This window comes from Frankia sp. CcCS3 (assembly GCF_977927575.1).
Genome location: NZ_CDWRCL010000142.1, coordinates 1 through 2994 on the forward strand (window position 1 = coordinate 1; position 2994 = coordinate 2994).

Genomic DNA, 2994 nt, shown 5'->3' on the forward strand with positions numbered 1-2994 from the left:
TTGGAGTACTAGGAGGAACCGACGCACATGAGCAGGTGTCCACAATGCCAGCCGCCCGTCGGTGCTCAGCTGCCGCGAATCCAGCGCGGCCTCCAGGACCAGCGGATTCGCTGGCAATCCTCGCGCCCGCGCCCATGTCTCGCACCGGTGGACCAGCAGCTCCTGCCCGGCCTTGAACTCTTCCTGCTGCTCGATCTCGTAGAACGTACGCATTTGTATTGCCGCTCTCTCCCGGAAAGCCTGACCAGTCAACGCTACCGGTCAGCCGCGACCGACCAGCCAGCGGTGACCGCAGGGCGTGGAGAGGGCATGGAGCGCATGAACGTGAGTGCACGGACGATCGAGGTGAGGCCCGCCGGGGGGGGGGGTGAGCGGATCTTCCGTTCGCCGGGGTGACGGCCCGCGGCGATCCGGATCAGATAGCTCGGGTAGGATGGCCGTTGCCACAGACGATCGTCTTGAGGAGGTGAGACCCATTTCCGCTGTGTCAGGGTGGGTGCTCTCCTCCCGCGGTCGCGCGGTTCGCTCGAAGTAGGCGATCGGGAGGGTGCCCTTCGGCATCCCGAAAGGCTTCCCGTGTCGACATCCGGCCCTTCTTCTTCCTTTCTCCCCTCTTCTCGCCCGTCTTCCTCACCATCTTCGCCCCTGCCGCGGTCCGTCGTCGTCACGAGGCTGCGGGCCGCCGGCTGCGTCTTCGCCGAGGACGAGGCGCGGCTGCTCGTCGATGCGGCCCGGACCCCGGGCGAACTCGCTGCGATGGTGCAGCGGCGCGTCGCCGGCCTGCCCTTGGAACACGTGCTCGGCTGGGCGGAGTTCCACGGCCTGCGGATAGCCGTGGACCCCGGGGTCTTCGTGCCCCGCCGCCGCACGGAGTTCCTCGTCGATCAGGCGGTCGAACGGGTCGCCGACCGGTCCCGGCCGGTCACCGTCGTCGATCTGTGCTGTGGCTCGGGGGCGGTGGGGGTCGCGCTGGTGGCGGCCCTGCCCGGGATCGAGGTGCACGCCGCCGACGTCGAACCGGCCGCGGTGCGGTGCGGTGCGCCCGCCGCAACCTCGCCTCCGCCGGTGGCCGGGTCTACGAGGGTGATCTTTACGAGCCGCTGCCAGCCGTCCTACGGGGCCACGTGGACCTGCTGGCCGCGAACGCCCCCTATGTACCCACCGACGCGATTGAGCTGATGCCGCTGGAGGCTCGCGAGCACGAGCCGCGGGTGGCGCTCGACGGCGGGGCGGACGGGCTCGATGTTCTGCGGCGGGTGGCCGCCGAGGCGCCGCGGTGGCTGGCCCCGGGCGGTCACCTGCTGGTCGAGACCGGCGAGCGGCAGGCAGCGTCGATCGTCGAAGCCACCGCCCAGGCCGGCCTGATCCCCACGGTCGCCGGTTCCGCCGACCTGAACGCCACCGTCGTCATCGCGACCAGGCCGGCCGCGGCTCCCGTGTCCGCGATGGGCGCGGCATCCGGACAGCCGCCGTCAGTCGGGTAGGCCCAGCCCTCGTCCGCGGCTGCCCGCGGAAAGGCCGCGGGCAGCCGGATGCAGCCGGATGCAATGGATGCAGATGGACCGAAGCCGTCCTCGGTGAATCCCCGGGACCTGCTCGTCGTTCAACGGGACCTGTTCGTCGGTCAACAGGAGATGTTTCAGGGCAGGACGTCGTAGGTGTAGGTGCCGGTCATGTCGAGCACGCTGCGGGGGGTCGCCGGCGTGCTCGACATGCTCGACGGGGCGAACGGGGAGACCAGCGGGTCGTCGATCCGATGGCCGAGGAGGCTTGCCGGGGCGGTCATGTCCGGCTGGTACACGCGGCCGTGACGCCGCATCCAACCCTCCCAGACGCGGTCGACGTTGCAGTGGTGCACGAAGAAGACCGGGTCGTTGGGGGACGACGCCAGCGACATGTCCCTGCCCCCGCCGACCCAGCGGTGGACCTGGTTGTGCAGTCCGGTGCCGATGAAGCCTTCGAGACGGTTGCGGAACCCCCGCGAACTCACGTTGAAGGGAGCCTCGTCGTAGCTCGCGAGTGTCGGATCGGCGACGGTGTCGAAGGCTGCGGTGAGGTCGGCGTTGCTCGGCAGGATCGACGATCCGAACGTGGCGCTGCCGAATCTCCGCCGCACGCCGCGTTCGGTAACCTGCTGGAGCGCGCCGCTGCTGCTGGTGGAGATCCGTACCCGGAAGCTGGTCGGGTCGGCGGGGTCGAAGAAGAACGCACCGCCGGGGATCGGGGTGCCCTGGCCCCCGAAACCGTCCGGGGTGTTCCGCCACAGCGCCGAAGCAGCGGGGTTCGGTGCCGTGCCGGGAGCGGAGGGTGTCCCGTCGCGCGCCCAGTCCCAGTACGGCAGCCCGAAGTTCGGGTCGCCGAGAACGCGCTGGAGGTGCACTTCCAGCCAGCCAAGCATGACTCGGTGCCAGGGCAGGAAGACGGGGCCGGCGTGCGCGGCGTTGCGGTTGCTCGGTGACCCTCCCGGGGGGACGGGGGTGTTCATCGCGATGACATGCCAGATGACGAACAGGTCGTAGGTCCGTACCGGTCGGCTCGGACCGGGGAGGCCGAACTGATTCGTGCGCAGCGTCGTAGGTTCGTGTTTGAGGAGCTTGATTCCGCGAATGTAGGCCTTTCTCGCGTCGTGGTCGAGAAGGATGTCGCGCCGGACGACCGCCATGTCATGCCCCTTCCGGGAGCTCGCCGTGGGCGCCGTGGGCGTCATGGTGATGGTGCTCGCCCGGACCGCCGTGCGGGCCGTGGTCGTCGCCCGAGGCGCCGGGGGGAGAACTCCTCGGGGAAGGCGGTGATGATCAGGTGTACCAGGTCGACGACCGAGGGGATCTGATAGTTGGGCAGGCTGTGGCAGTGTGCCGTGCCGTCGTTGGAAACCCCAATGTGGACGTTCAATGGCCGGCCGTCGACGGTGATCTCGTAGGTGGTCGTGATGACGACGTGGTGACCGTCGAAGTCGTCCTCGCGGATACTGCGGGCCGGGTCGCCATGGAGTCG

At 69.4% G+C, this 2994-nt stretch carries 4 protein-coding genes and 1 pseudogene; 2 read left to right on the forward strand and 3 right to left on the reverse strand.

Going from position 1 to position 2994, the window contains the following annotated elements:
• Positions 1–213: hypothetical protein (locus AC08OQ_RS13005; protein ID WP_476612075.1), on the reverse strand; the 213-nt coding region annotated here is incomplete at its 3' end.
• Between the two features lie 363 nt (positions 214–576).
• Between AC08OQ_RS13005 and AC08OQ_RS13010 the strand changes: the two genes are divergently transcribed.
• Together AC08OQ_RS13010 and AC08OQ_RS13015 are read left to right on the forward strand one after the other, a co-directional pair.
• Positions 577–1179 carry a methyltransferase gene (locus AC08OQ_RS13010; protein WP_476602361.1) on the forward strand — a complete coding sequence of 201 codons (603 nt, stop codon included), beginning with the start codon at positions 577–579 and terminating at the stop codon, positions 1177–1179.
• Positions 1125–1484, forward strand: coding sequence for a class I SAM-dependent methyltransferase (locus AC08OQ_RS13015; RefSeq protein WP_476612076.1), 360 nt, complete (start codon positions 1125–1127; stop codon positions 1482–1484). Before AC08OQ_RS13010 ends, AC08OQ_RS13015 begins: the two co-directional genes overlap by 55 nt.
• 155 nt (positions 1485–1639) lie before the next feature.
• Here the strand turns inward: AC08OQ_RS13015 and AC08OQ_RS13020 are convergent, their stop codons facing one another.
• Positions 1640–2662 (reverse strand): tyrosinase family protein, encoded by a 1023-nt coding sequence (locus AC08OQ_RS13020; protein ID WP_476602359.1) that lies wholly within the window; start codon positions 2660–2662, stop codon positions 1640–1642.
• A gap of 41 nt (positions 2663–2703) precedes the next feature.
• A pseudogene (locus AC08OQ_RS13025) lies at positions 2704–2994 on the reverse strand (hypothetical protein); the annotation flags it as partial.

Bases quoted from the DNA above. Each gene is read 5' to 3' on its own strand.
- AC08OQ_RS13020 (WP_476602359.1), bottom strand. From the start codon at position 2,662: ATGGCGGTCGTCCGGCGCGACATCCTTCTCGACCACGACGCGAGAAAG.